19 protein-coding genes are annotated in these 25,394 nt (G+C 69.7%); 7 read left to right on the top strand and 12 right to left on the bottom strand.

The window, feature by feature from the left end:
• Positions 1-112: 112 nt before the first annotated feature.
• The 7 genes from HF577_RS09105 to HF577_RS09075 all read right to left on the bottom strand — a co-directional run bounded on the left by HF577_RS09105 (position 113) and on the right by HF577_RS09075 (position 5,669).
• Entirely contained in the window at positions 113-979 is an 867-nt protein-coding gene (locus HF577_RS09105; protein ID WP_169395318.1) for an alpha/beta fold hydrolase, read from the bottom strand.
• Positions 980-1,138: 159 nt separating this feature from the next.
• Positions 1,139-1,861 carry an acetate uptake transporter gene (locus HF577_RS09100; protein WP_169395317.1) on the bottom strand — a complete coding sequence of 241 codons (723 nt, stop codon included), beginning with the start codon at positions 1,859-1,861 and terminating at the stop codon, positions 1,139-1,141.
• Positions 1,862-2,327: 466 nt separating this feature from the next.
• On the bottom strand, positions 2,328-2,501 hold the full coding sequence (locus tag HF577_RS09095) for a hypothetical protein (RefSeq protein ID WP_211173995.1): 174 nt from the start codon (positions 2,499-2,501) through the stop codon (positions 2,328-2,330).
• 190 nt (positions 2,502-2,691) lie between these two features.
• Positions 2,692-3,123, bottom strand: a complete 432-nt coding sequence (locus tag HF577_RS09090) for a cupin domain-containing protein (protein WP_169395316.1) — start codon at positions 3,121-3,123, stop codon at positions 2,692-2,694.
• 104 nt (positions 3,124-3,227) lie between these two features.
• A complete protein-coding gene (locus tag HF577_RS09085) occupies positions 3,228-4,127 on the bottom strand; it encodes a helix-turn-helix transcriptional regulator (protein ID WP_169395315.1) in 900 nt (299 codons plus the stop codon).
• Positions 4,128-4,161: 34 nt separating this feature from the next.
• Complete coding sequence (locus tag HF577_RS09080; protein ID WP_169395314.1) at positions 4,162-5,106, bottom strand: SDR family oxidoreductase; 945 nt, start codon at positions 5,104-5,106, stop codon at positions 4,162-4,164.
• Between the two features lie 119 nt (positions 5,107-5,225).
• Entirely contained in the window at positions 5,226-5,669 is a 444-nt protein-coding gene (locus HF577_RS09075; protein ID WP_169395313.1) for an ester cyclase, read from the bottom strand.
• Positions 5,670-5,919: 250 nt separating this feature from the next.
• Here HF577_RS09075 and HF577_RS09070 point away from each other — a divergent pair, with 250 nt between their 5' ends.
• Positions 5,920-10,899, top strand: coding sequence for a protein kinase domain-containing protein (locus HF577_RS09070; RefSeq protein WP_169395312.1), 4,980 nt, complete (start codon positions 5,920-5,922; stop codon positions 10,897-10,899).
• 102 nt (positions 10,900-11,001) lie between these two features.
• Here HF577_RS09070 and HF577_RS09065 read toward each other — a convergent pair whose 3' ends face one another.
• The 4 genes from HF577_RS09065 to HF577_RS09050 all read right to left on the bottom strand — a co-directional run bounded on the left by HF577_RS09065 (position 11,002) and on the right by HF577_RS09050 (position 14,296).
• Complete coding sequence (locus HF577_RS09065; RefSeq protein WP_169395311.1) at positions 11,002-11,784, bottom strand: SDR family NAD(P)-dependent oxidoreductase; 783 nt, start codon at positions 11,782-11,784, stop codon at positions 11,002-11,004.
• A 39-nt stretch (positions 11,785-11,823) separates the two neighbouring features.
• Entirely contained in the window at positions 11,824-12,063 is a 240-nt protein-coding gene (locus tag HF577_RS09060; protein ID WP_169395310.1) for a hypothetical protein, read from the bottom strand.
• A gap of 603 nt (positions 12,064-12,666) precedes the next feature.
• Positions 12,667-13,080 carry a GlcG/HbpS family heme-binding protein gene (locus HF577_RS09055; protein ID WP_169395309.1) on the bottom strand — a complete coding sequence of 138 codons (414 nt, stop codon included), beginning with the start codon at positions 13,078-13,080 and terminating at the stop codon, positions 12,667-12,669.
• 202 nt (positions 13,081-13,282) lie between these two features.
• Complete coding sequence (locus tag HF577_RS09050) at positions 13,283-14,296, bottom strand: LacI family DNA-binding transcriptional regulator (RefSeq protein WP_169395308.1); 1,014 nt, start codon at positions 14,294-14,296, stop codon at positions 13,283-13,285.
• 85 nt (positions 14,297-14,381) lie between these two features.
• Between HF577_RS09050 and HF577_RS09045 the strand changes: the two genes are divergently transcribed.
• The 4 genes from HF577_RS09045 to arfA all read left to right on the top strand — a co-directional run bounded on the left by HF577_RS09045 (position 14,382) and on the right by arfA (position 19,176).
• Entirely contained in the window at positions 14,382-15,683 is a 1,302-nt protein-coding gene (locus tag HF577_RS09045) for an extracellular solute-binding protein (protein WP_169395307.1), read from the top strand.
• Between the two features lie 73 nt (positions 15,684-15,756).
• On the top strand, positions 15,757-16,692 hold the full coding sequence (locus tag HF577_RS09040) for a carbohydrate ABC transporter permease (protein ID WP_169395306.1): 936 nt from the start codon (positions 15,757-15,759) through the stop codon (positions 16,690-16,692).
• The gene (locus HF577_RS09035) at positions 16,689-17,612 is read left to right on the top strand and encodes a carbohydrate ABC transporter permease (RefSeq protein WP_169395305.1); all 924 of its coding nucleotides are present in this window, start codon (positions 16,689-16,691) and stop codon (positions 17,610-17,612) included. Before HF577_RS09040 ends, HF577_RS09035 begins: the two co-directional genes overlap by 4 nt.
• A 28-nt stretch (positions 17,613-17,640) precedes the next feature.
• Positions 17,641-19,176, top strand: coding sequence for an arabinosylfuranosidase ArfA (gene arfA, locus HF577_RS09030; RefSeq protein WP_169395304.1), 1,536 nt, complete (start codon positions 17,641-17,643; stop codon positions 19,174-19,176).
• Positions 19,177-19,774: 598 nt separating this feature from the next.
• On the opposite strand, the gene HF577_RS09025 is transcribed toward arfA, so the two are convergent.
• Positions 19,775-20,182, bottom strand: a complete 408-nt coding sequence (locus HF577_RS09025; RefSeq protein ID WP_169395303.1) for a hypothetical protein — start codon at positions 20,180-20,182, stop codon at positions 19,775-19,777.
• Positions 20,183-20,752: 570 nt separating this feature from the next.
• Here HF577_RS09025 and HF577_RS09020 point away from each other — a divergent pair.
• Both HF577_RS09020 and HF577_RS09015 read left to right on the top strand, forming a co-directional pair.
• Positions 20,753-22,762, top strand: coding sequence for a site-specific DNA-methyltransferase (locus HF577_RS09020; RefSeq protein ID WP_169395302.1), 2,010 nt, complete (start codon positions 20,753-20,755; stop codon positions 22,760-22,762).
• A complete protein-coding gene (locus HF577_RS09015) occupies positions 22,759-25,281 on the top strand; it encodes a DEAD/DEAH box helicase (protein ID WP_169395301.1) in 2,523 nt (840 codons plus the stop codon). The genes HF577_RS09020 and HF577_RS09015 overlap by 4 nt, the downstream gene beginning before the upstream one ends.
• Positions 25,282-25,394: the final 113 nt, after the last annotated feature.

The raw sequence follows: 25,394 nt of genomic DNA, 5'->3' as shown, positions 1-25,394 counted from the left end.
CGGCTCCACCCCCCGCGAGTCGCCCGTTCCGAACCCGCGAGTCGCCCGCTCCCGACCCGCGAGTCGCCCGTTCCCGACCCGCGAGTCGCCCGATATGCGCGCGCGAGTCGCCTCAGCCGAGGCGTTCGAGAACCCCCGCGGCGAACTTCTCCGGCGCCTCCAGCGGGGTGAAGTGCCCGACCCCGTCCAGCGGGCGGACCTCCACGTCGGCGAACCAGTCCGTGACCCGGTCGGACCACGCCCGCGGGAACAGCGGGTCGTGCTCCTGCCACAGCACCGTCGTGGGCACCGCGATCCGGTCGGCTGGGGCCGGCGGCTGCTCCTGCGCCGACATCGCCACCGCGCCCGACCCCGCGCGGTACCAGTTGATCGAGGCCACGAACGCCCCGGGACGGCCGTAGACCTCGGCGAGCCGGTCGAGCTCGGCCTCGTCCGGGACGTAGTCCGGGCCCGACCAGTGCGTCCAGAAGTGCGCCAGGTACGCCCGCACCGCGTCCTGCGAGCCGGCCACCAGCTGCTCGGCCAGCGGCAGCTGGTGAAAAGCCTGGTACCAGAACTCACGCTGGGCCGACGGGCTCAGCACCCGATCGCCGGCACCGGGCAGCGGCGGCGACAGGACCAGCGCACGCACCAGATCGGGCCGCGCCCGCGCCGCCGCCTGCGCGACCCGGGACCCCACGTCGTAGCCGGCCAGCACCACCGGCCCGGCACCGAGCGACTCGACCAACGCGAGCACGCTGCGGGCCTGCGCATCGGCCCCGTACGCGGCCGGTTCGGCCGCGGGGTCCGTCTCGGACGCGCCGAACCCCCGCAGATCCGGGACGACGACCCGGCACCGGGCCGCCAGCAGAGCCACCACGTCCCGGAAGTCGTGCCGGTCCCCCGGCCAGCCGTGCAGGAGCACGACCGTTCCCGCGCCCTCCCCCGGATGATCGTCGTAGGCCAGCCGGAACCCGTCCACGGCATCGGTGAGCAGCATGCGGCCATGGTAGGAGCCGGCCGGGCCGCAACCGGCGGCCGAAATCGCCGCTGACCTGCTCCATCGCGTACGAGCCCACGGAGATGTGCCGCCGCCGCGCACGTCGGGCACGTGCGCGGCGGCGACTCCGGACGGTCGGGCCAGGGGTCCCGTCCGGTATTACCCTGCGACCGTCACTCCGGGAACGAGCACGTTCCGCTGGACGGTGCCGGGAAGCCGGGCTGTGCGACGCTTGCCGATCGGGAGAACGACTCGCTTCGCGGTGGCCTCGAGCATCATCGCGGCGGCGAGATAGCTGGCCAGCGCGGCGGAGACGAGCAGCACGTAGGCGCCGATCGTCTGCACGACCGGCACATCACGCAGCAACGCGATGGCCAGCAGCGTGGAGCCGGTGGCCAGCGTGCCCAGTACCGCGGTGAGCGCGATGTTCTCGGCAGCCGCGGCGACCGCACCCAGCCACGTGATCGCGGCCAGGACGACGAACCACACACCGAAGGCAACGGCGGCGGCAGAGCTCGTGGCCGGCACCACACCCAGCGCGATGAGCAGGGTGTAGAGGCCGTACCCGATCCAGAACAGCCCCCACATGCTGTGCAGCGCGGTGGCGACCGCGTCCTGGGCTCGATAGGCCCACATGCCGGCGAGGAGCTGTGCGATACCGCCGGCGGCCAGGGCGAACGGGAAGAGGATCAGTGGGGCCTCCGCGTTCCCGTACCAGCCCGCCAGGCTGGCGGCGACCATGAAGGTGGAGGCGGCGAAGCCGAACAGCCCGAGAATGGACGGCGCCGCGACCGGCAGCAGCGCGATCGTGGTGCGGTCGCGCCAGAACCTGTACTCGGGGGTCGCGAACCACACGGAGAGCCCGCTGATATCGGCACTCACTCTTCCTCCAGATGTTGCGCTTGCTCGCCCTTGCGGGGCCAAGAAATCGCGTCGACGCGACGTGATCCTTCATTGCCCGGGTTCGAGGCAGGAATCGCAGAGATCATTGGAGCCGGCCCGCGTCACGGTTCCTTGCCAACGTGACGCGAGCCGTGAGACCAGACTGGCCCTCGACCGAGCGGAAGTCGTCACGGCCTGCGGCCATCTTCGCTACCTGCTGGCCGGAACCCCAAGATGCCCGCTACCAATGACGGCGGTGGCGTCGAGTGCGCGAGCATGGGTCGGGCTCACCGGATCGGACCACGCCGCCGGGCAAACGGATGCCCGTGTCTCACCTGGACGACGCAATATCAATGTTGCTGTATGACCGATTTGTGCCTCGACAGTACACCTCGTGGGCATTTTTCCGCCCCGTCGGCGCGCCGGAAGCCCGAGCGTCGCCACGGCACGCGACCAGCGATCTCACTCATCGAGCCATGCTGTCCACGTAGTCCAGGTTCCGGTGCATGCAGACGATCCCGGCCAACGGCGCGCGGAAGAACTCCCCGTTGCGCAGCACCGCGATCCGCCGGGCCTCGGTGTCGTGGCGGCCGATGCCCATCGCCCCGTAGACCACCGCACCGAGATCACAGTCGGCCACAACCGGAACTCCTCTCCCGCGGCGAGTGCCGCGAACGACGAGGACCGTCGTGCCGGCGGCGTTGCGCTGAGTGCGGCGGCGCCGCACCGGTCGGCTGCTGTGGACGGGCGCGGGCCGGCCGGTTCGGTGCCGGAGCCGTCAGTGCGACGCCGCCGGCACCGCCCGTACCCGGGCCCGGTCCACCGCCGGATCAGGGACGAGGGGCGCGGCGGGACTTGCGTTCCTCGAGCTCCTCGGCGCTCACCGGGATCAGCATCGGCTGGTCGGGGTCGCCGAACATGGTGACCACGAACCGGCTCTGGGCATCGGCGAGGTTGTTGCCGTCCTGGTAGTGGATCACGTCCCCACCCGGCTCCCAGAAGGTCTCACCGGCACGCACGACGCGCTCCGGCTCACCCTCCAACTCGAAGATCATCTCGCCCTCGACGACGTAGCCGAAGGCCGGGCCGGTGTGCCGGTGCCGCGGCGAGCCCGCGCTGCCCGGAGGCAGGGTGACGTGGATGGTCATCGCCTCGGAGGACTCGGGCATCGGTGGGGTCGGCACCGAGCCGATGAGCTCCACCTGCGGCGGAGGTGTCGTCGAGTTCGGGTTCTCGATGTGGTGCGAGTGGTCGACGGACATGGGTGCTCCCAGCTTCTCGTGCAGTGACCTCGCGTCACTGCCATCAGCTAGGACAGGACGGCGGCGCCGTCTGTGACAGCCGGCCGCGATCGTCGGGCGGGCCCCTACCTGCCCACCAGCTCCTCGACGCTCGGGGAGTCGCCGAAGCCGCCGTCGGCACGGACGTCAGAGGACCAGGGCCGGTGCCCCAGTACCGCCAGCAGCCGCAGCTTCTCGGCGCTCTCACTGCCCGGCGTGGCCGTGTAGACCAGCAGTCGCTGGGACAGGTCCGGGTCCAGCAGCGTCTGGCACTGCAGCTCGAGCGCCCCGACCTGCGGATGCAGCAGCCGTTCCGTTGCGCGGCACGGCCCCGGCACCGGGTGCGTCCGCCAGATGTCGGCGAACTCCGGACTCCGCGCCAGCAGGGCATCGACGATCTCGGCGGCACGCGACCCCGCGCCGTCCCGGCTGAAGGCGGCGTGCAGGTCCCCCGCGACGAGCCTGCTGCGCGCTGTGTGGTCCTCCTCCGGGTAGTGCGCCCGCGAACCGGGATCGGCGAACCACCGGTAGTGCAGACTGCGCGCCAACCCGCTGTAGGCGGTCTCGTCGCCGTGCAGCGCGACCGCGAGCCGGGTCTGCGTCAGGGTCTCGCCGACGTGGTTGAGCACCTGCGCGGCGGCGTCGCCCAGCCCGTCGAACACGCGCAGCATTCCCGGGTTGATGTGGTCGGCCCGCCGAGCCGGCTGCGGCGCCAGGTAGCCGCCGAGCCGGAACAGGTGGTCGCGTTCCTCGCTCGAGAGCCGCAGGCCGCGCGCGAGCGCAGCGAGGGTTTGCTCGGACGGGTGCGGGCCGCGCTCCTGCTCGAGCCTGACGTAGTAGTCGACCGACACGTCCGACAGCAGCGCGACCTCCTCGCGGCGCAGCCCGCGGGTGCGCCGTCGGCGTCCACGGGGAAGTCCGACGTCCTCGGGCTGAAGCGCCTCCCGCCGGGCGCGGAGGAACCCCGCGAGTCGTGCACGATCCACGGCTCCACTCTCCTCCCGCACCCGGCGGATCCTGCTACACGGCCGCGAAAGTGACGCCCGCCAGCTGTTCGGACACGTCCCAGAGCCGGACGGAATCCTCGGGGTTGCGCGCGGACCGGTAGATCGGCAGCTCGGTCGGCCCGCCGGTGAACTGGCCGACGCCGTCGGGTCCGTAGAAGCGTCCTCCGGCGGCCCCCGGGCTGGTCACGGCATAGAGGGCAGGCTGCATACCTGCGTCGACCCCGTGGACGAACACGCCCCAGCTCGCGAGCCGGCCCATGATCGCCTTCTGCGGTGACGGGCGGGCGCGGCCCAGGTTCGGCCCGGAGGCGTAGAGGTTCGTCAGGGTCGTCCCCGGGTGCGCGACGTTGCTCGTGATCCCCCAGCCGGCGGCCCGGCTGCGCCGGTCCAGCTCGAGCCCGAACAACAGGTTCGCCAGCTTCGAGACGTTGTAGGCGCGCACCGGCGAGTAGCGCCGCTCGGCCTGCAGGTCGTCCCAGTCCAGCCGGGCGTACCGGGCGGCGCTGCTCGACATCGTGGTGACCCGCGCCCCGCCGGCCCGCAGGAGCGGCAGCAGCCCCGCGGTGAGTGCCACGTGCCCGATGTGGTTGGTCCCGAACTGCAGCTCCAGCCCGTCGGCCGTGGTGTGGCGAGTCGGCGGGGTCATCACCCCGGCGTTGTTGACCAGGACGTGGATCGGGCGGCCCTCGTCTCGCAGGGTCCGCCCCAGCGCGGCGACCGAGTCGAGGGCCGCCAGGTCGAGGTCGCGCAGCGTGACCGCAGCGCCGGGCACGCCGGCACGGATGCGCTCGACCGCAGCCGCACCCTTGCGCGGATTGCGGACGGGCAGGACGAGCTCGGCGCCGGCCCGCGCCAGGCGCGCGGCCAGGCCCAGCCCGACGCCGTCGCTGGCGCCGGTGACGACGGCCAGCTTCCCGGAGAGGTCCGGGACGGACAGGTCCTTCAGAGCTGCTCTCATCGCGTTCTTTCTGCCGAGTGGTCGTGTCGTGCCACTGACAGCGTGGGAGCGCTCGGCGCTGGCATCCATGCCCTGTCAGGCCTGCGATGGCCGCCACAGCCGCACACCGGACGCCCGCGCTACCCGGTCGAGACGGGTGTCCGTGCGGTTGCGTCGACGCCGGTCGGGTCGATGTAGTGCCATGACGAGCGTTCGACCCAGTTGGTCAGCAGTTTCCCGTCCTCGCGCACCGCCCAGACCGCCGTGCCGGTCAACGCGATGTCGCGCTGGTCGGGTGCCGTGCCGAGCGCGCCGTTGTTCTTCCCGGTCAGCAGGAAGCGCGACGTCACCCTGCTGCCGTCGGAGTTCTGGAACGACTCGATGACCTCGAGGTGCAGGTCGCGGACCTTCTCGAGAAACTCCTCGATCCACTGCTTGAAGTTCTCACGGCCGGAGATCGTCTCTCCGCCGGAGACGATGACGAATTCGCCGACCACGAACCGGTCCGCGGCGGTTGCGTCGTGGCCATTCCACACCTGGTCCCAGAAGGCGTGCACGATGTCCACGGAATTCTTGGAGCTCATGTGGGTGTAACGCGTGGCGCAGGGCGGGAAATCCGGTGCGAGTGTGGAACATGTCGATCGATCTTTGCCGGGTCCGGGGCCGGCCGGACGGCGATCAGCCTGCTCCTGTACACCGAACGTGCCCGATCGGTAGCCGAAAGACATTCTCCTGTTCGGCGACCAGTAACCGTCGAGGACCGGGTATTGCGCAAGCAGGCGGTCGGGCGTACGACTGGCGCGACGTGCGTCCGACCGAGTGCGGAGGTGTCGGATGGGGCCAGGCGGGGTGCAGCCGGGCCGGGATCCGCCCGGTCGGCCCGAAGTCCTGCTGCACGAGAACGCACGTACGCGGGTGACCCGGCTGTTCCTGCCCGGGCGCACCGTTGTCCGTAAGGAGCCGCTGGGACCGGACGCCGACCGTCGGCTGCGGCACGAGGTGGCGATGCTGCAGCGGTTTCGCGGCGTTGCGGGGGTTGTCCAGCTGGTGGAGGCGCCGCGGTATCCGGGGTCGATCGTTCTGGCGGACCTGGGTGGTACGAGCCTGGCCGGCCGGGCGACACCGCTGGATGTGAACGAGCTGGTCCGGCTCGGGTCGGGGTTGGCTCGGGCGGTGGCGGGGATCCACCGCCGGGGAGTGATGCACCGGGACATCACCCCGTCCAACATCATGATCTCCGACGACGGGGACCCGTGCCTCCTGGACTTCGCGTTGGCGACCTCGTTCGCCGAGATCCGCCCCGAGTTCACCCACCACACCGAGATCGTCGGGACGCTCGCCTACCTCGCCCCCGAGCAGACCGGGCGGACCGGGCAGTCGGTGGATCAGCGTGCCGACCTGTACTCGTTGGGCGCGACGCTGTACGAGCTGGCGACGGGCGAGCCACCGTTCGGTTCCGGCGACCCGTTGCGCCTGACCCATGACCACCTGGCGCGCGTACCGGTGGCGCCGGCTGAGGTCAACCCGGCCGTGCCCGCCGCGTTGTCCGAGATCGTCATGCGTCTCCTGGAGAAGGAACCGGACCACCGGTACCAGAGCGCGGAGGGCGTGGCCCACGACCTGGAGTGGCTGCGCGACGCCCGGGCTCGTCCGGCTGCGGCCCGGTTCCGCATCGGCGAGCACGATGTTCCGCTGCGGTTGCTGCCGCCGTCGCGGCTGGTGGGGCGCGATGCCGAGGCGGCGGCCCTGGAGGCGGCCTTCGAGGAGGCGCTGGCGGGCCGATGCCAGGGGGTGCTGGTCAGTGGGGCGCCGGGGGTGGGCAAGACGGCGCTGGTCGATCAGCTGCGGACGGTCGTGACGGCCAGGAACGGCTGGTTCGTCGCCGGTAAGTTCGACCCGTACCGGCGGGATCTGGTGTTCAACGCGGTCCACCAGGCGTTCCGTGCCTTGGGCCGGATGCTCCTGGCCGAGCCGGACGACGAGCTGGCCGAGGTCCGCGAGCGGGCCCTTGCGGCGCTCGGCCCGAACGCGGGTCTGTTGAGCGCGACGGTGCCGGAGTTCGAGACGCTGCTGGGGGTGCCCCCCGATGCGGGGGATCCGCTGACCGCACAGGCGCGGGCGCAACAGGTGGGTATGCACGGCCTGCGAGCGGTCGCGTCGCGGGAACGGCCGGTGGTGATGTTCCTCGACGACCTCCAGTGGGGCGGACGAACCCCGCTCGGCTTCGTCGATCTCGTGCTGAGCGAGGAGCCGGTCGAGGGCCTGCTGCTGGTGGGGGCGTACCGCGACAGCGACGTGGACGTGGCACATCCGATGGCCGCGCTGCTGTCCCGGTGGCGCGACCAGACCGGCGTGCGGCAGCTGCGGCTGGACAACCTGCCGGTGCCGAGCCTCGTCACCCTGGTCGCGGAGATGCTGCACGTGGACCGGGCCAGAGCGGCCGGCCTGGTCGAGATGGTCAACGCACACACGTCCGGCAACCCGCACGAGACGGTGGAGCTGCTCAACGCGCTGCAGCGCGAGGGCGTGCTGACCGCGACGGCCACCGGCTGGCGGTGGGACGATGCCGCCGCGCGCGCTCGTCTCGGCGAATCCGAGGTGGCCGGTCTCCTCGCGGCGCGGGTCGAGGCCATGCCGCCGACCTCCCGCGCAGTGGTCGAGGCGATGGCCTGCCTGGGCGGGCGGGCCGAGGTGAACCTCCTGCAGACCGTCACCGACGCACCGGCGGGTGTCCTGGACCGACAGCTGGCGCCCGCCCTCGACGAGGGCGTGCTCGTGGTGGAGCCCGGGGTGCGCGAGGCGGTGCGGTTTCGCCACGACCGGACCCGTGAGGTCATCCTGCACGGGCTGGACCCGCAGCGGCGGCGCGACCTGCAGCTGACGATGGCACGGCGGTTGTCCGGGGTGGGGGAGCTGTTCGCGGTGGCCGCCGAGCAGTACCTGCCGGTGATCGACGCGGTCAGCGACGGTGCGGAGCGGCAGCGGGTGGTGGCACTGCTGCGCCGCGCCGCCGAGCAGGCAGCGTTGATCGGGGAGGACACCCTGGTGAACGCGCTCCTCGCCGGAGCGCTGCCGCTCATCGACCCGGCGGACACCACCTCGCTGGTCGCGGTGCACACCGGCCGCCACGCCGCCCTGTACAGCCTGGGCCGCCTCGACGACGCGGACGAGGAGTACCGCGTCCTCATGCGGCTGTGTCCCTCTGCGATCCAGCGCGTCCACGCGACGGCCCTGCAGGCGCGCAGCCTGACCCACCAGGCACGTTTCGCCGAGGCGATCGAGCTGGGCCTGGACTCGTTACGCGCCTTCGGCGTCACCGTCCCGGCCGCCGACCGCCTCGCCGACGAGCTCGACCAGCAGTTCGAGTATCTGTACCGGTGGTTGGACGACACCGAAGCGGCCGATGATCTGGGGCGGCCGGAGCTCACCGACCCCACGCTGCTCGCCGCGACCCGCCTGATCGACGCGGTCCTGCCGGCGGCCTACTTCGTCGCCAACCACGCGCTACAGGCATGGCTGAGCCTGGAGGTGGTGCGGATCTGGCTCGAAGACGGCCCGGGGCCGACCCTGGTCAGCCCCGCCTGCGTCGCCGCGTTCCACGCTGTGGCTCAACGCGGCGACAGCGCCACGGGGTACCGGGCGTTGCGGCGGATCCTGGCGGCGGGCGAAGCCCGTGGCTATGAGCCCGATACGTCGCACGCGCGCCGCGTGTTCGCCATCCTCAGCTGCTGGTTCGAGCCCATCGAGAACGGTCTCCATGCCACCCAGCGCGCCCGCGAGGGCCTGATCGCCGGCGGCGCACTGGAGTATGCCGGCTACACCTACCACCCGACGGTGTACTACGTGCTGGACTGCGCGCCAACCCTCGACGACGTCGCCGCCCAGGTAGAGGCGGGGCTGGCGTTCGTGCGCCGGACGGGCAGCGAACAGACCGGTCAGTGGCTCGACAGCCACCTGTGGCTGGCCGATGTGCTGCGCGGCGGGGGGTCGGCCGCGATCGGCACAGCGGTTCCCACGGACAGGTACGCCGACAACCCGCTCGCGCTGTTCCACGCGCATCTCAACCGGGCGATCGCCGCGCTCGTCTTCGGTCACGGGGTCGAACTGGCGCGGCACACCGCGGCGGCGATGCCGCTGCTGCCGGCCGTCCTGGGCAACTACCCGACCGCCGTGGCCCACCTGCTGCGCGGGCTGGCCGTCGCCGAGCAGGCCCGCGCAGCCCATGGTGACGAGCGCGCAGCTCTGCTGTCCGAACTGGACGAGGTGACGCGGTGGCTGGCCGCCCGCGCCGCGGATGCACCCGACAACTTCCTGCACCTGCTGCGACTGGTCGAGGCCGAGCGGGCCTGGGCGGTCGGCGGCTTCCAGGGCGCCGTACTGGCCTTCGACGCGGCACGACGCGAGGTCTCCCGGCGGCAGCGCCCGTGGCATCGAGCCGTGATCGCCGAGCACGCCGCCCGCTTCTACCTGGCCCATGGCATCGGACAGGCCGGATACGACCTGCTCGCCCAGGCCCGCCAGGAGTACCTCTCCTGGGGAGCGACGGCGAAGGTCGGCCAGCTGGACTGGGCGTACCCGATCCTGCGACGACACCCCGACGCGGCCGCCGAAGCGCGCGGCGACGAGCCCGGCGACGTTCTTCATCAGCGGGCCGCCCTGACGACCGGGACGATCGACCTGCTGGGCATCCTGTCCGCGTCGCAGGCGCTGAGCTCCGAGACCAGCATCCAACGCCTGCACGCCCGCGTGGCCCAGGTGCTCGGCGCGATGACCGGCGCCACCGGCGTGCAGCTCCTGCTGTGGAGCGACGACCACCACGACTGGTTGCTGCCGTCATCCGACGGCGGCACCGCCCCGGTCAGGGGCACCGGCAACGAGCACCCGGTGCCGCTATCCGTCCTACGCTACGTCCAGCGCATCGGTGAACCGCTGGTTGTGGCCGACGCCACCCGCGACGACCGGTTCGCCCGCGACCCGTACCTCGCCGACCTCGACTGCTGTTCCCTCCTGGCCGTCCCCATCCTCAGCCGCGGCACCCTGCGAGCACAGCTGCTGCTGGAGAACCAGCTCATCCGCGGCGCGTTCACCGCCGAGCGGCTCGACGCCGTCACGCTCATCGCGGGCCAGCTCGCCGTCTCCCTCGACAACGCCCAGCTCTACGGCGAGCTCACCACCTCCCGCGCGCGGATCGTCGCCACCGCCGACCAGACCCGCCGACGCATCGAACGGGACATGCACGACGGCGCCCAGCAACAGCTGGTCTCCCTGGTCCTGCAGGCGCGGGCGATACAGGTCATGGTGCCTCCCGAAGCCGTCGAGCTGGCCGCACAGCTCGACGACCTGGCCACCCAGGCGACCACCGCACTCGACGAACTGCGCGAGCTCGCCCGCGGTATCCATCCGGCGACCCTCGCCGAAGGCGGCCTGCGCCCCGCTCTCAACGTTCTCGCCCGCCGCTCCCCCGTCCCGGTCGAGCTGGACATACGAGCAGACGGCCGGCTGCCCGAACAGGTCGAGATCGCCGCCTACTACCTCGTCGCCGAAGCACTCACCAACACCGCGAAACACGCACGTGCCTCAGCGGCCCACATCATCATCGACATCCTCCGCACCAGCACCGGCAGCGCGCTACGGATCTGCGTTCGCGACAACGGCCGGGGAGGCGCCGACCTCGGGGCCGGAAGCGGGCTCGTCGGAATCAAGGACCGGGCCGAGGCGCTCGGCGGTCACCTCTCGATACACACCACCCCCGGCGCCGGCACCACCCTGCAAGCCGAACTCCCGCTCTCCCCCACGCACCCGGGTTCCGGTTGACGGACCATCTCCGGGTCGGCACCACGCTCGACGAGCTGGAGGCGATCGGCCACGTCGAGTGCAAGCCCGATCCCGCGGACCGCAGCCGGCCCGCGGCGACGGTCAGGTCAGCGCCAGTCCTCCATCGACTGCGAGGACCTGCCCGGTTATCCACGCCGCACCGGGATCGCACAGACGCACGATCCACTCGGCTACCTCGCCGGGCTCGCCGCGCCTGCCGAGCGGGATCCGCGCCTCCTCCGCCAGCTTGATCTCGGCGATCATGGCGTCGGACAGGCCGGCAGCGACCAGCGCTCCGCTCTCGGTCGGCCCGGGTGCGACAGCGTTCACGCGGATCTGTTCACCGGCCAGCTCTGCGGCCCAGCTACGGGTGAGCTGCTCGACTGCAGCCTTCGACGCCCCGTAGTGACTGGCGCCGGGAGAGGGGCGGTGTCCGAACGTGCTCGACACGTTGACGATGGTGCCGCCGTGTTTGCGGAGCTGGGGCAGTGCGGCACTGGCGAGGAGGCTGGGCGCCGTCACGTTCACGGCGAGAGTGTCGGCGATCCGGGTGGCCGTACTGTCGGCCAGGGGCATCGATGCGAAGACGCCTGCGCCGTTCACCAGGACATCGATGCGGCTCCACTCCCTCACCGCGGCATCGATCACCGCCTGTGCCACATTGTCGCTGCGCAGGTCGGCCACGAACGGGACGATGGACGGTTCCCCTCCCGCCGTCTCCTCCAACTCTTCGAAGCGCCGTCCGACTGCCAGCACGCCGGCACCCGCCAGGGCGAATGCGCGCGCTGTTGCTCTGCCGATCCCGGAGCTTGCGCCAGTGACGATCACCCCGCGCCCGGTGAAGGCACCCGCACGGCCAGGTACTGCTGACTCGCTGTTCGACATCTGGTTGTCTCCACTCGTTGCCACGCCAGGTGCGCTCGGTCAGGAACCCGTAGAGGGCTCGTCGCCCCGGCTGTCGTGGCCGTCCGCCGCCTCGACCGCACCGAGGAGGTTGCGCAGGCCGATCTCCTCCCGCTGAACGTCCATCGGGTCGAACGGCCACTCGGCGCTCGGCAACTCCATGACCTGCTCGGGACGACTCAACTCAGCCAGCTTCAGCTCCGCCTCGACCTCGATCTCGAGCCCGCCCAGCACGTCGCCGCCGTCGGTCGGGTTATCCATGTCTTCCTCCATGCCTGTGGTCGGCCGTCTGCTCGGCCCGGAGGAAGGACAGGACAGCCACGGAGCTTGTGACAGCACCCCAGTCACCTGCCCGGCGATGTGCCCAGCGGCACAGCGTGCTTTGTTGGAGGTCAGGTCAATACGCTGCTTACGGTGTCGCGGAAGGTCGGAATCCCGTCGATCTTCTCCTCGGTGCCGCCGAGGATCCGGCCGGCGAGTGCCAGCCCCCACCCGCCGGACGCCTCGGTCCGCGTTTGGCGAAGTCGGGGCACCCCGAGGGCGACCGGCAGCCCGCGGCGCTCGGCCCGTGGGTGATCGCCGGGCGACGGGGCCCACTGCGGCGAAGACCTCTATACACACGCACTGTTCACGCGAGAACACCGCACCTGCCGAGTGTCCCGGGCGGCGTCCGCTGCGGCGCTTGATCGGATCAGGTCGACGCGCGGCCGGTCTCGGCGACAGTCACCGCGTCCAGAAGCCAATCGCTGCTGCTCCACGGTGATCGGTCGAGACCGTACTGACGTTGATACCCAGCGCAGGCTCCCGGGGACCGCTCCGGCGGCGAACGAATCGGCACGAAGTCGCTGTCGGCCGTCTTCGCACTCAGCCGACGAAGGCCTTCCGGCCGGCCTCCGCCACCTGGTGGTCCTCGTCCACGGTGCCGGCGCTGACGCCCACAGCCCCGGCGATCGTGCCGTCGGATGTGCGCAGCAGCACACCGCCGGCGAAGACGACCAGCCGCCCGCCGGTGGTGGACTCGATCCCGTAGAGGGCCGCCCCGGGCTGCACGAGCGGCACGAGCTCACGGGTGTCCGTTTGAAAGTAGACGGCGGTGAGCGCCTTCTTCTGCGAGATGTCCGCACCGATGAGCTTGGTGTCGTCCATCGCCACGAAAGCGACGAGGTTGGCGCTGTCGTCGACCACTGCGATGTTCATGGGCTGCCCGATCGAGTTTGCCTCGACCTTGCAGGCCTCGATGATGTTCTCGGCCTGCTCGAGGGTGATGTTGCGGCTCATGATTACTCCCTGTCAGAAGAAGACGGGCATCGCGACCTCAGCCGCGACTCCCCGTGATACCACGATCGGCGAGCCACAATCGGACACGGCGGTGGCGGATGTGGAGCTCAGGCCAGGGCAGAGATCAGCGGTGTGGCCATTCTTCGCCATTCCGGCATGGATATTCGCCGACGGCATCAGAACGCGGAGCTGATAGCCCCGCTCAGGTGCTCGCGCGCACGACCAGCCGGTGCGGAGTGGTGACACTGCGAGGCGGGAGGTCGGGCTCGGCCAGCCGCGAGATGACCATCTCCAGCGCCGACTCGACCACGAACGCCCGGTCGATCGCCACGGTGGTGAGCGCAGGGGTGGTGAAACGCGACTCGGGCACGTCGTCGACGCCGACGAGCGCGACGTCGTCCGGCACGCGGCGGCCGTGGCGGTGCAAGGCGCTCAAGGCGCCGATGGCGAGCACGTCGTTGGCGGCGAACACCGCGTCGACGTCCGGGTGCTCGGCGAGCAGGGCGTCGACGGCGTCGGAGCCGTCCTGGCGGTCCCATGCCGGCACGGTCCGGATCAGCGAGTGCTCCACCGGCAGGTCCGCCGCCCGGAGCGCTTGCGTGTAGCCGAGTATCCGCTGCTCCATCGCCGACTTCGCCCGATCCTGCTGGTGGCCGATCACGGCGATGCGCCGCCGCCCCGACACCGCCAGATGGCTCGTGGCGCTGCGGCCGATGGCGGTGCTGTCGATGTCGACGCGGTCGGCCTGCGCGGCCGCTCCGTGCTCGCCGAGCAGCACCATCGGGGTGTCGTGCCGGGGCGCGGCCAGCTCGGGCGGGGGCATCGAGAGCGGACTGAAGATCAGCGCGTCGGCGAACCGGACGGGCGAGCCCGCGGCGACCTGGCGCTCGCGTTCGATGTTGCCGTCGGTCTGCTCGACGACGACCGTGAGCCCGTGCTCGCGCGCCGCACTGACCAGTAGGGCGGCGAGGTCGGCGAAGTAGGGCATGTCGACGTGCGGGACGGCCAGGGCAATAGCACCCGTGCGACCTCTGCGCAGCTGCCGGCCGACGGCCTGCGGGCGGTATCCCAGCTCCTCGACGTAGCGCTGGACGTGGGTGCGGGTCTCGGGGCGCACGTGGACGTAGTCGTTGACGACGTTGGAGACGGTCTTCGGTGACACACCCGCGGCGACCGCCACGTCGCGCATCGTCACCGGTCGCCGTTGCGTCCCCACGGTTCCAGTCTCCCCTGCAGCGTTGCTCTTGACAGCCAAGGGCACCCTGGAGAGGGTATTACCACGATGTAAAGGGGAGTGGTCAATGACGACACACCGCCTCTCGCGCCGCACCCTGCTGCGCGCGACCGCCGTCGGCGCCGGCGCTGCCGTTCTGTCCTCGTGTGCGCGAGGCCCAGGAGGCGCCGTCGACCTGGCGTACTGGAACTTCTTCGGAGGCAGTGACGGCGAGCTCATGGTGAAGCTCGTCAACGACTTCCGGGCCGAAGCGCCCGGTGTCCGCGTCACCGGCACCACGCTCGACTGGGGCCCGCCCTACTACACGAAGCTGGCGATGGCGTGCGCCGGCGGCCGGGCGCCCGACCTGGCCACGCTGCACGCCTCCCGGCTGGCGACGTTCGGGCGCGACCTGCTCGACGAGTGGGACCTGGCCGAGCTCGCGGCCCGGGGCGTCAGCATCGAGGAGTTCCCGCAGCCCGTCCTGGACCGGGTGCTGGTCGACGGCCGGCTGAGGGCGTTGCCACTCGACACCCACCCCCTCGTCCTCTACTACAACACCGACATCTGCGAGCGGGCCGGACTGCTCGCCCCGGACGGCACGCTGGCGCCGATCACCAGCGCGGAGCAGATGCTCGACGCGGGCCGGCGGGCCGCCGAGGTCACCGGCTCCATCGGGATCTCGCTCGGCATCGGGGAGAGCTCCCACGTGTGGATGGTGTTCTGGTCGCTGTTCCGCCAGCTCGGCGGGGAGATGCGGCTGCCCGACGGCGGGCCGGCCGAGGTGGACCGGGACGCGGCCGTCCAGGCGATGACGTTCCTGCGGGAGATGTGCGACGGGACGATCTGCTCGCCGACCCTCGACGGGCAGTCGGCGCCCGCGGCGTTCGCGAGCGAGCAGGCCGGGTTCCTGTTCGTCGGACCGTGGGAGGTGACCTCGGCTCGCGAGGCGGAGATCCCGTTCTCGATGACGCAGTTCCCCGCCCTGTTCGGGGATACGCCGTTCGTTCGGGCGGACAGCCACAGCTTCGTGCTGCCGGCGCAGGCCAGCGTCGACCCCGCTGCCCGCGCGGCGGCGTACGACATGGCGGTGTCGATGTTGCGCAACAGCCTCGTCTGGGCGACGGGCGGCGGGCACATCCCGGCACTGTCCGCTGTGGCGGCGAGTCCGGAGTACCGGGCGGAGCAGCCGATATCGAACTACCGGGAGGCGGCGCAAGTGGTGGAGTTCGATCCCGAGACCTACTTCTCCGGATCCGGGTCGACGCTGATGTCGCGGGCCGGGCAGAGCCTGCAGGGGGTGGCGACCCGGGCGCTGACACCGGAGCAGGGCGCCGACGACCTGATCGGCTGGCTCGACGAGCAGATCACCTTCGGGAGCCCACTGTGAACGAGCGTCAGCGAGTGAACCATCGATACAGCGACTCGGCGCAGCCCTCGACCGAGCGCAGCGAGGTCTTCGGATGACGGCGGGGACGGTCGCCGCTCCGGGCCGCGTCGCGCCGGGCACCGCCGCCCGTGGGGGGCGCAGCCTCGTCGGCGGCCGCGGCGGGATCTGGTTCGTCCTGCCGTTCCTGCTGGTCTACGCCGCGTTCGTGCTGTGGCCGCTGGTCTACGGCCTGAGTCTGAGCTTCTTCGACACCAGCCTGGTGCGCAGCGAGTCGCAGTTCGTCGGGCTGGCCAACTACGCGCGACTGTTCTCCGACCCCGAGGTCTGGCGCACGCTGGGCGTCACGGTGCTGTTCACGATCGGCAGCACGATCCCGCTGGTGGCGGTCGCACTGGTGATGGCGCTGCTGGTGCAGACCGGAGTCCGCGGGCAGTGGTTCTGGCGCTTCGCCTACTTCGCGCCGTTCCTGCTGCCGGTGGCCACCGTCGCCCTGATCTGGCAGTGGCTGTTCTCCGGTGACTACGGCCTGCTCAACGGGGTCCTGTCCGGGCTGGGCCTGCCGGCGGTGGGGTGGCTCACCGAGCCGGACATCGGCCTGTGGTCGGTCGTCATCCTCACCGTCTGGTGGACGGTCGGCTTCAACTTCCTGCTCTACCTCGCCGCCCTGCAGGCGATCCCCGCCCAGCTGTACGAGGCCGCGGAGATCGACGGTGCCGGCGGCTGGCGGCGGCTCTTCTCGATCACGCTGCCGCTGCTGAACCGCACGACGGGCCTGGTGGTGGTGCTGCAGGTGCTCGCCTCGCTGAAGCTGTTCGACCAGGCCTACATCCTGTACCAGGCCAACGGCGGGCCGGGCGGGTCGGCGACGCCGATCCTGCAGTACGTCTACGAGACCGGGTTCGTGGACTACCGCTTGGGCTACGCCTCGGCCATCTCCTACATGTTCTTCGTGCTGATCATCCTGATCGCCCTCGTCCAGGCCCGGCTCAGCCGCAGGAGTGAACTGTGACCACCGCGCCCGACACCGCGAACCCCGCCACGACCCCCCTCCTGCCGCGGGCCCGTCGGCCACGCTCCGACGACGGCCCCGCGGACGTGCGGCGCTACACCCCACTGGCCCGCGCCGGGATCATCACCGCGCTGCTGGTGGTGGCGGTGCTCTGGTTGGCGCCGCTGATATGGGCGCTGCTCACCTCGCTCAAGCAGGAGGCCGACACCACCACCGTGCCGATCGAGGTCATCCCCGATCGCGGGTTCACGCTGCAGGCCTACGCCTCGGTGCTCGCCGACGGGAACCTGGTGACCTGGTTCGTCAACAGCACGGTGGTCGCGCTCGTGGTCACGGTGCTGACGGTGGCGCTGTCGGCGGCGGCCGCGTACGGCTTCTCCCGCACCCGGTTCCGGGGCCGCAACGCGCTGTTCGCGTTGACGATCGCGGGGATCATGGTTCCGCCGCAGATCCTGATCGTGCCGCTCTACCGGCAGATGCTGGCGATGGGCCTGGCCGACACCTACGCCGGCATCATCCTGCCGCAGCTGGTGCTGCCGGCGATGGTGTTCATCCTCAAGAAGTTCTTCGACGGCATCCCGCACGAGCTGGAGGAGGCCGCCCGCGTCGACGGCGCCGGCTCGTTGCGGATCTTCCTGCAGATCGTGCTGCCGCTGTCACGGTCGATCCTCGCCGCCGTGTCGATCTTCGTGTTCATCCACGCGTGGAACAACTTCCTGTGGCCGTTCATCATCACCTCCGACCCTGGCCTGATGACGCTCCCGGTGGGGCTGGTGCAGGTACAGAGCGCGTTCGGGGTGCGCTACGCCCAGGTGATGGCCTCGGCGATCCTCGCAGGGCTGCCGCTGATCGTCGTGTTCATGCTGTTCCAGCGCCAGATCATCCGCGGGGTCGCCACCACCGGCCTCGGCGGAACGTGAACCGCACGACCGTCCAGAAGGGAACGCCTTGCCCCGCGCACGCCTGACCATCGATCCCGACTTCACGATCGCCCCCGTGCCCCGGCGCCTGTTCGGCTCGTTCGTCGAGCACATGGGCCGCGGCGTCTACACGGGCATCTACGAGCCCGGCCACCCGAAGGCCGACGCGGACGGCCTGCGCACCGACGTGCTGGACCTGGTGCGCGAGCTCGGCCCCACCGTCGTGCGCTACCCCGGCGGCAACTTCGTCTCCGGGTACTACTGGGAGGACGGTGTCGGCCCGAAGGACCAGCGGCCGCGGCGCCTGGACCGGGCGTGGCGCACGATCGAGACCAACGAGTTCGGCCTGGGCGAGTTCTCCCGCTGGACCCGCGCCGCGGGTACCGAGCCGATGATGGCGGTCAACCTGGGCACCCGCGGCGTCCAGGAGGCGTGCGACATCCTGGAGTACGCCAACCACGCAGGCGGCACCAAGTACTCCGACCTGCGGCGCGCCCACGGCGACGCCGAGCCGTTCGACATCAAGCTGTGGTGCCTGGGCAACGAGATGGACGGCCCGTGGCAGGTGGGCCACAAGACCGCCGCCGAGTACGGCCGGCTGGCCGCCGAGACCGCGCGCGCCATGCGCCTGGTCGACCCGAGCATCGAGCTGGTCGCGTGCGGCAGCTCGAAGTACGCCATGCCGACGTTCGGTGAGTGGGAACGGGTGGTGCTCGAGGAGACCTACGACCAGGTCGACTACATCTCCGCGCACGCCTACTACCAGGAGGACGACGACGGCCCGCACAGCACGGGCGACTTCCTCGCCTCCGCCCGGGACATGGACGTCTTCATCGAGGCCGTGGTGGCCACCGCCGACGCCGTGCGCGCCCGCGGCAAGCACCGCAAGCGGATCGACATCTCCTTCGACGAGTGGAACGTCTGGTACCAGTCGCGCCACCGCGCGTCCGCGATCGCCAAGGGCGAGAGCGAGTGGGAGGTGGCGCCGCGGGTGATCGAGGACGAGTACTCGATCACCGACGCGGTGGTCGTCGGCACGCTGCTCAACTCCCTGCTCCGCCACGGCGACCGGGTCACGGTGGCGTGCCAGGCGCAGCTGGTCAACGTGATCGGGCTGCTGCGCAGCGAGCCGGGCGGCGCGGCGTGGAAGCAGCCGATCGCCCACCCGTTCGAGCAGGTCCGCCGACGGGCGACCGGGGAGATCCTCGCCGTGCGCACCCGCGGCGACCGCTACGAGAGCCCTCGGTTCGGCGATGTCGACGTGGTCGACGCCGCCGGCACCTGGGACGCCGAGAGCGGCGTGGTCTCGCTGTTCCTCGCCAACCGCGACCAGGCGGAGCCCGCCACCGTGGAGGTCGGGGTGCGCGGCTTCGGCGAGCTGCGCGTGCAGCACGCCGCCGTGCTCGCCGCCGACGAGGGCCAGGACCGGCACACCACGAACGACGAGCAGCACCCGGACCGGGTGGGCATGCGCCCCCTGGACGGTGTGCAGGTCGCCGACGGCACCGCGCAGCTCACTCTGCCGCCGCTGTCGTGGGCGGTCGTCCAGCTCGTCCGCGTCTGACGGCTCAGGCGCCCATTTCGACGCCAACCCTTCTGGCCGTCGGCGAGGTGTGCTCCGCGAGTTGAGCACGCCGCACGGGCACGGAACGGCGCTCGATTCAAGCGGCGTCGCGCCCCGCTCGTTGTGTCCGCGCGCGCCGCCGGGACCGGCCGCCGGGCCGCATGCCCGGCGAGCGCTTGCGCGGGCGCAGGTGCAGTACGGGGCGCGGCGCCGCCTTTCATCAAGTATGGAACGCGATCGCGATCTTCCCGTCGCTCTCGGGGTAGATCTTCAGCACCCGCAGGCGCGTGCAGTCGTCGATCGCGGTGAATTGGTAGTAGCGGCGCCGACGCCGGGCCGTGAGTCCGGTCGACTCGCTGGTGGTCGGGCGCCCTGCCAGTCTCCGGCCTGATCTCCGTGCTCCAGGGGCGGCCGCTGCCCTCGTCACCGAGGAGCGTTCCTCGGGCCGGCGGCCGGACCTGGCCGTCTCCACCGACCGTCCGGCGGACTGAGCCACTGCCGTTCGCGGGGCTCGGGGTGGCCGCCGACATCGACATCAGCGTGGCCGCGGCCACCGCCCCACTCCCATGTCGATCTCGCCGCTACCCCCGACCGGGCATCACGCCTGGCCGTTCGGGATGACGTCCATGAGTCCGGGGATCGACCCCCAGTAGGGCGCGTCGCAGCCGGGTCGAACGCGCAGCCCTCGCAGCTGGCAGTAGTCGGCGCGCCCGGGGTCGTCCTCCCACCGGTGCGGCAGCACCACGGCCGTCCGTTCGCCGGGAGCGTCGGCGTACGCGACGGTCCACGGCCCGGCGAGCTCGACGGCGTCCGCGGGACCGTCCGCCGGCGCAGCCGGAACGTCCTGGTCGGGCGCGGGCAGCCCGACGACGACCGCGGCCTCGTACGGCTGCAGGTGCAGCGGCACGCCGCCGTCGGCGGCGTCGCGCGGGCCCAGCGTGAGGGCCTGCGGGTACGGACCGGTGTTCGCGACGAAGTAGACGTCGACCTCCCCGACCTGCCTCACGCCGGCCACCCGCCGGATGGGGGTTGGCCTGTCGGCCGGTCCCCGTAGGGGTGGCGGGACGCTGTTCCCGCCGCCCTTGGGCGTTCACCCACGGCCGGGGAGGCTCGCTGTCAAGGGCGGCCCCGAGGGCCGTCGCCGAAGGCGATGCGCAGCACCCTTGACGGTGAGTGAGGCCGTGGTATGCCAAGGCCGTCAGGCTCCGCCGTAGGCGGTCGATCGGGGCAGTTCCTCAGAGCGCAGACACAACCCGCTCCTGCGCTGGCGCACGCTGACCAGATAGCGACCACGTCCGTGGCCGCGGCGGTGTCCTTGCTCTTACTGCCGGCCGGGTTCGCGCGCTGAGCCGCTGTGATGGTGGCTGGCAGTGGTGCTGTGCGCCATCCGGAGTGAGTGACCCTGCACTCGCGGGGTGACCTGGCCGTAGATGCCCAACCAGCGGCTTCCCTCTCCCGCACCGTTCGGGCACGTCAGGCCAGAGAGGACTCTGGCCGGCGGGGTCAGTTCGAGGCATCGTGCGGGTCCGACATGATTGGGTAAGCAGGGCGAGGGACTGAACGGACGGGAAGTTGCATGGTCGCGGAGTACAGCGGAGGGCTCGAACTCACCTGGACGAACAAGGACAAGACGCTCCTGTCCACCGGTGATGGCAAGTACGACTACACGTTCGTCGATCGCGCTGACTACCGCGTCTCTGAGGTCCGCCTCATGCACGAGATCGAGCGCGTCGAAGCGGCGACCCCGGAAAGTCGGCTGGACGAACTACCTGAACCGACGGCTGACAACCTCCTCATCACCGGCGACGCCATGCACGTCCTGGACGTCCTTACCAGGGTTCCGGAGTACGCCGAGCGCTATCTCGGCAAGGTCAAGTTGGTTTATATCGATCCTCCGTTCAATACGGGGCAGGCGTTCACGAATTACGACGACAACATCGAGCATTCGGTCTGGCTGACGATGCTTCGCGATCGACTGAGGCAAATCAAACCGCTGCTGTCCGACGATGGTTCGATTTGGGTGCATCTTGACGACGCAGAGGTGCATCGCTGTCGATCGGTGCTCGACGAGGAGGTCGGCGCGGAGAACTTTATCGCCGAGATCGTATGGCAGAGGGCCACTTCGCCGCGCAATGACACGACGGGCATCTCGATTTCGCACGACAGCATTTTGGTGTACCGGAAGACCGATCGCTGGACGCCGAATCGGATGAAGCGGCACGCCTCTTCAAACACATCGCGTTACCGCTCACGGGACGGCGACCCGGTGCCCTGGCGCGACGACAATCCCACGGCCGGCAAGGCGGCCACTAACCACCCCATGGTCTACGCGATCCAACATCCGATCACGGGCGGTTTGATGTATCCGCCACCCGGACGGACTTGGGGTAAAGCGCAGTCCTGGTTCCTCGACCAGATGAATCAGTACGCCAAGTACGAACTGCGAGACATCGAAGACGAGGAACGCCGAGCCGTCATCTGCGGTACCACTTCCGAACTCGTGAAGGCGGGCGTCCCCGCCATCATGCTCGCCGAGCCGCTGGAGGATGCAGCCGAATCGGCACGCGCTCGTCATAAGGCAGGCCGCTGGCCGGAGTTGGTCTTCCTCGACCTCGATAAAGAACGCATCCAGCGCAAGAAGCACCTAGCTGACAGGGGTCGCGTGCCGGAGTCATTATGGTTCGCGGCCGACGTCGGCGGATCCATTCGAGGTAAGAACCAGGTGCTCGACCTCTTTCCAGATCTCCACGCCTTCGCCACTCCGAAGCCAGAGGAACTGCTTCAGCGGGTCATCCACATCGGTTCGAACCCGGGCGACATTGTGCTCGACTGTTACGGCGGCTCTGGAACGACGGCCGCGGTCGCCCACAAGATGGGGCGCCACTGGGTGACCTCGGAGCTGCTATCCGCCACAGTCAATACATACACGAAGCCGCGCCTTAAACGAGTGGTGAAAGGCGAGGACGCAGGCGGGATCACGACGTCGACAGACCGCATCCCAGCCGTAGACCTACCTGATGGCATGAGTCCCGATGAGGCGCAGGAGTTCAACCGTCTCCTGAATAAGGTCGCGAAGAGCGGCAGTGTCGACGAACGCGCTGTGACGGCGCTCCGCAACGCAACCAAGACCAAGCCGCAGGCCACTACCATCTGGCACGGCGGAGGCGGGTTCACGCATCTTGAAGTCGGGCCTTCGATGTTCGAGAGCATTGCAGATATCGTGATGCTCGCCAACTGGGCGACCCAAAGCGACCTCGCGAGAGCGATGTGCGCCCAACTCGGCGTCCGATACCTGCCTGACGGAATCTTCGCGGCCAAGCGCGGACAGGTGCGCTACGTGATTCTCGACGGCCTCGTAGGCCGCGGCACCGTCGCAGCAATCCTCGACCAACTTCCCGAGGGGCAAATCGTCGAAGTCTGGGCGACCCAGATCGACCCGGAGGCGGTGGAAGCGCTTCGCAAGGCTCGTAAGGGCTCCCGGCTGACGAAGATCCCGGAGGCCGTGCTCGACACGTATCGTCGGCAGGCGTCAGAGACTTCACCGTTCAGACGTCGTGCCCTGGAGCTGGAAAGCGCTGACTCATGAGCAACATTCAGATCGACGAAGACCTTCTCTCCGAGATCCGACACAGGCTCGATCTGCGCGCGCCGAACGCGCAGGCGATCGAGAGCGTGGCCGCGATGACCTCAATGCATTTCGACGTCGACAACAAGTCTGCGCCATTCGAGTGCATCGTCGACTCAGCCACCGGGGTCGGCAAGACTTACATCATGGCCGGACTCATCGAGTACTTCGCACGCATGGACACACCCGCCCGCAACTTCCTGCTCCTCGCGCCGGGCCGAACCATCCGCGACAAGAGCATCAAAAACTTCACCCCGGGCCACCACAAGTCGCTTACCGCGGCTATGGAGTCCGAGCCGTTCGTCATCACGGCCGACAACTTCAAAAGCCCCGCCACGCGCAAGGTCATGGAGGACAACAGTCGAACCAAATTGTTCGTCTTCACGGTGCAGGCATTGACCACGAAGACGGGTGAAGGCCGCGCCACGCACGAGTACCAGGAGTGGCTCGGCGGCTCCCTCTTCGACTGGCTCGGCCACCTCGACGACCTCGTGATCCTCGCCGACGAGCACCACTGCTACCGCGGCCCAGCATTCTCCAAGACGATCACCGACCTGATCCCGGAGCTCGTCGTCGGGCTCACGGCCACCCCCGCGCCGAAGGATGAAGACCGCGTCGTCTACCGCTACCCCCTGGCCCGCGCCATCAAGGACGAACTCGTCAAGACTCCGGTCCTCGTAGCACGCAAGGACGACCGGAGCGACGACACCACGAAGCTCCTCGACGGGGTCACGCTGCTCCGATACAAGCAGCGGCTCGCCCACGCGCGATGTGACGAAGACGGCATCCCTCGCATCAACCCGGTCATGCTCGTCATCGCTCAGGACACCACCGAAGCCGACCGCTTCCGAGAGTTGCTCGACAGTGAGTCGTTCGACAACGGCGCCTGGATCGGCCGCACACTGCTCGTCCACTCCAACCTGAAGGGCAACGAGAAGGAAGCCGCCCTGGCCGCGCTGGACGACGTCGAGGACCCGCAGTCACCAGTTCGCGTCATCATCAGCGTCGGCATGCTGAAGGAAGGCTGGGACGTCAAGAACGTCTACGTCATCGCATCCATGCGCGCGAGCGTCTCGTCGGTACTGACCGAGCAGACACTGGGAAGGGGCATGCGGCTCCCATTCGGCGAGTACACCGGAGTCGAGATGCTCGACACCGTCGAAGTGCTCGCGCACGAGCGCTACGAGGCACTGCTCGCCAAGCGTCAGGCGCTCAACGAAAAGTTCATCGACCACGCCGTCCTCGCCGAGATTCGGCGCACCGCCGAGGGCAACCTGGTCGCGCGGAAGAAGATCGTCGATCAGGGTGGCGACGTCATCTCAGCAGGCACGGCGTCCGGCGATCAGACTCCTGGCAGCACCTCGGACATGGCATCGCAACCGGGGCCGGCCAACGGCGGCGACGATCCCGAGGATCTTGCTGGAGCGGGCGGGATCGTCGACATGGAGGGCTTGCTCGGGAAGGCCAAGGACGCAGCTAACGAGATCGAGTCCAGGCCGAAGAAGCACTACCCGGTCCTGGGGCGCCCCGAGATCGCGATTCCGTACACCGAGAAGGTCGCCTCCAAGGCCGTCGTCTCGCTCAACCAAGTGCACGACGATGCACCCTTCACCGCCCTTGGCAGGGCTCTCGCGACCGAGGCTGACACCGAGTTGCGCCGGACCCTTTTGAAGCCGGACGAGCGCGGCACGATCCGTGGCGTGCAGGCAGAAGGGAAGGTCGAGGCGCTCTCCCTCGATATCCCGCTCAGCGCGTCCCGACAGGGCCTCGTGAAGGCCATCATGCGCGTCCCGAGCGTCCGCCCTGAGGCGGGGGAGGCCAGGGCAGCACAACGCCTCGCCGATCTCGTAATTGATGGCATGGGCGCCGACGCCGACAAGCACCTCTCGGCTTTCGGTGAACGAGCAGCCCGCAGGCTTGCCGACCTCGTGACGAACCAATTGAAGGCGGTCGCGAACCAGGACGTCGTGTTTTCCGACAAGGTACGGTTCCAGCCGCTCGGTAAGGAACGGGTGACCATCAAGGAACACCTCGACGGACACTCAGAACCGCACTCCAAGTCGATAGCGTTTGATGGCTGGAAGAAGTGTCTCTACGAATACGCATGGTTCGATACCTCGCCTGAGTACAAGGTCGCGCAGGCGCTCGACGACGCACCAAATATCGTGGTGTGGGCGCGCCTGCACATCAACGACCTGCCTATCACCTGGACCCAAGAAGGCCGCGAATACAACCCGGACCTCGTGGCGATCGAAGAGATCGACGGGAAGCGGAGCTCCTGGCTCATCGAGACCAAGATGAACAAAGAAGTTCAGGCCGCAGACGTCCGGGCCAAGGCCAAAGCCGCCAAGACCTGGGCCAACACCGTGAACAACAGCGGTAAGGCCGAAGGCAGATGGCACTACCTCCTCCTAACAGAGGACGATGTCAACGACGCTCGCCTTGACTGGGAGCAGATGAAGGCCTTCGGCGCGCGGTAGGGCGGTGCCGCCGACAGGCAGCCGGGCACCTGGAGCGCCCAAGCTTGATCTCACTGGAGGCGTCATGCGCCAGCACACGCACCGTCTTCGCCAGCAGGGTGAATCTTCAGCGG

The sequence above is a fragment of the Pseudonocardia xinjiangensis genome, from assembly GCF_012911925.1.
Classification (GTDB): Bacteria; Actinomycetota; Actinomycetes; order Mycobacteriales; family Pseudonocardiaceae; genus Pseudonocardia; species Pseudonocardia xinjiangensis.
The sequence above is the reverse complement of the archived record's forward strand: the minus strand, read 5'-3'. Positions and strand labels throughout refer to the sequence as shown.

What these genes read in the sequence shown, in the direction of transcription:
- HF577_RS09060 (WP_169395310.1), bottom strand. Translation starts at nt 12,063, where the DNA reads ATGGATAACCCGACCGACGGCGGCGACGTGCTGGGCGGGCTCGAGATC.
- HF577_RS09020 (WP_169395302.1), top strand. Translation starts at nt 20,753, where the DNA reads ATGGTCGCGGAGTACAGCGGAGGGCTCGAACTCACCTGGACGAACAAG.
- HF577_RS09055 (WP_169395309.1), bottom strand. Translation starts at nt 13,080, where the DNA reads ATGAGCCGCAACATCACCCTCGAGCAGGCCGAGAACATCATCGAGGCC.
- HF577_RS09070 (WP_169395312.1), top strand. Translation starts at nt 5,920, where the DNA reads ATGGGGCCAGGCGGGGTGCAGCCGGGCCGGGATCCGCCCGGTCGGCCC.
- HF577_RS09045 (WP_169395307.1), top strand. Translation starts at nt 14,382, where the DNA reads ATGACGACACACCGCCTCTCGCGCCGCACCCTGCTGCGCGCGACCGCC.
- HF577_RS09040 (WP_169395306.1), top strand. Translation starts at nt 15,757, where the DNA reads ATGACGGCGGGGACGGTCGCCGCTCCGGGCCGCGTCGCGCCGGGCACC.
- HF577_RS09075 (WP_169395313.1), bottom strand. Translation starts at nt 5,669, where the DNA reads ATGAGCTCCAAGAATTCCGTGGACATCGTGCACGCCTTCTGGGACCAG.
- HF577_RS09090 (WP_169395316.1), bottom strand. Translation starts at nt 3,123, where the DNA reads ATGTCCGTCGACCACTCGCACCACATCGAGAACCCGAACTCGACGACA.
- HF577_RS09105 (WP_169395318.1), bottom strand. Translation starts at nt 979, where the DNA reads ATGCTGCTCACCGATGCCGTGGACGGGTTCCGGCTGGCCTACGACGAT.
- HF577_RS09080 (WP_169395314.1), bottom strand. Translation starts at nt 5,106, where the DNA reads ATGAGAGCAGCTCTGAAGGACCTGTCCGTCCCGGACCTCTCCGGGAAG.
- HF577_RS09015 (WP_169395301.1), top strand. Translation starts at nt 22,759, where the DNA reads ATGAGCAACATTCAGATCGACGAAGACCTTCTCTCCGAGATCCGACAC.
- HF577_RS09065 (WP_169395311.1), bottom strand. Translation starts at nt 11,784, where the DNA reads ATGTCGAACAGCGAGTCAGCAGTACCTGGCCGTGCGGGTGCCTTCACC.